1 protein-coding gene is annotated in these 1292 nt (G+C 65.6%); it reads right to left on the bottom strand.

Going from position 1 to position 1292, the window contains the following annotated elements:
- Positions 1–1292, bottom strand: a 1292-nt coding sequence (locus Q9R39_RS24665; protein WP_311278456.1) for a helicase-related protein, incomplete at both ends; no start/stop codon positions are given.

The raw sequence follows: 1292 nt of genomic DNA, 5'->3' as shown, positions 1-1292 counted from the left end.
TGACGACGAACTCCTTGCCGGCGTCAATCCACTCCTGGTGACCGGCCAGCAGAAGATCGAGTTTCTCGATGCTGCCTTCCAACCGTGGGATGGCCCGGTCCGCTGCAGCCACGACCCGCCGCGCGTGGGAGCGGGAGTCGGCGTGGGCGCTGGCCAGTGCGGACAGGCTTTTCACCTCGTCTTCCAGGGTCGCCATTTCGAGGAAGCGTTCGTCGCCGGTCGCGGCGGCTTTGGTCGCCGCGGCCGCCTCGGACAGTGAGTCGTCGGCGATGTCGTCGACTTCGGCGACGTCGTCGAGCTGGCCGCGTTTGGCCTGTTCGATGAACGCCGCCTTGGATTCGACTTTCGACCACATGACGGTGTCGGTGGTGCCTGCGGTGACGTAGTTCAGAATTTCGATCTGTGGATTCTGGTTGCCCTGCCGGATGATCCGGCCTTCGCGTTGCTCGAGATCGGCGGGCCGCCATGGCACGTCCATGTGGTGCAGGCCGATGAGGCGGCCTTGGACGTTCATACCGGTGCCCATCTTCGATGTCGATCCGACCAGCACCGCGATCCGCCCGGCTCGGCAGTCGGCCTGCAACGCCAGTTTCTGCGACGGCGACTTGGCGTCGTGGATGAACGCGATCTTCTCCGCGGGCACCTGATACTGCTCGACGAGAAGGTCTTTGAGGTTGGAGTACACCGACGGACCGTCGGGTCGCGGGGTGCCACGGTCACAGAACACCAGCTGCAACGCCCCGCGGATCGGGGACCGCTCCCCTTCTTCGGTGAGGTATTCGTTGTCGGCGGTGGCGTGGTAGATGCGGGCGACCTGTTCGGCGACCGCATCGGCGCGGGTGTTTCCCGGATCCGGTTCGAGGTTGGCCAGCGCCGGGTCGAGCGCGACGTTGCGGCCGTCGTTGAGGATCTTGAGCACGTTGTCGATGTCGGCGCGTCGCGGGTCGAGGTGGTCGGCCCGGTAGTCGAGGTCGGCGATGAAATCTTGCCGTTCCTGACCGGGGGTGCTGGTGATGATCTGCCGCCCGTCATGGGTGGGCAGATTGGCTGGGACCTGTTCACGGACAACGACGTCGGTGTACTGGGCGGCCATGGCGAACATCTCTTTGGGGTTCGCGAACGCCGACACCTTCGACACGACCCGCAGTTTGGTGCCGGTGGCGTTGGGGATCGTCTCCGAGCGGGTCGCGGTGAACGACGCCGCCCAGTCGGTGATCGAGCGGACCCCGGCCGCCTCCAGCACATCCGGGCGTAGGTATTGCTGCATCACCCACGACTCGGCCAGCGAGTTC

The sequence above is a fragment of the Gordonia sp. AC31 genome (genome assembly GCF_031844505.1).
Lineage (GTDB): Bacteria > Actinomycetota > Actinomycetes > Mycobacteriales > Mycobacteriaceae > Gordonia > Gordonia hongkongensis.
The sequence above is the reverse complement of the archived record's forward strand: the minus strand, read 5'-3'. Positions and strand labels throughout refer to the sequence as shown.